1 rRNA gene is annotated in these 549 nt (G+C 58.3%); it reads right to left on the bottom strand.

Annotated elements, in window-relative coordinates:
- Nucleotides 1-122: 122 nt before the first annotated feature.
- Nucleotides 123-237, bottom strand: a 5S ribosomal RNA gene (gene rrf, locus ACTIFK_RS19035).
- Nucleotides 238-549: the final 312 nt, after the last annotated feature.

Raw genomic sequence — 549 nt, 5'->3', positions numbered from 1 at the left:
CCTTCAGGTTATGAGCCTGACGAGCTACCGGGCTGCTCCACCCCGCGTTGAGGTGTTTGGCGGTTTTTGTCCGCGGAGCTGATTGTCTTGTTGGATTGAAGAGGATTGTTTGCACTTTGCAGGCCTGGCGGCGACCTACTCTCCCGCGTCTTGAGACGAAGTACCATTGGCGCTGGGGGGTTTCACGGCCGAGTTCGGGAAGGGATCGGGTGGGGGCCCCCCGCTGGGGCCACCAGGCCGGCGAAGTGCAGACAAATGAGGAACTGGTCTTGTTTGCCTTTTGAGGCATCGATGATTTGTGCGTTTTCGGCTGTGCAAGGGACGCATTTTTGATGCGTCCGCAAGGCACGTATCGAACCTTTGGTTCGCAAGCGCGAACGCGCGCCGGCCATTTTTGGCCGCCCTCCCGGAGGGGCAGGCGTCAGCCGTGCGCCCCGCGAGGGATTACAGAATGGAATGGACATTGATTAATGAGAGTGATCAAGCCGAACGAGCTATTAGTAAGGCTCAGCTTCACACGTTGCCGTGCTTCCACATGCCTCCTATCGA

The organism is Hyphomicrobium sp., from assembly GCF_051860585.1.
In the GTDB taxonomy this organism is placed as follows: Bacteria; Pseudomonadota; Alphaproteobacteria; order Rhizobiales; family Hyphomicrobiaceae; genus Hyphomicrobium_C.
This window is presented reverse-complemented; position numbering and strand designations above follow the sequence as displayed.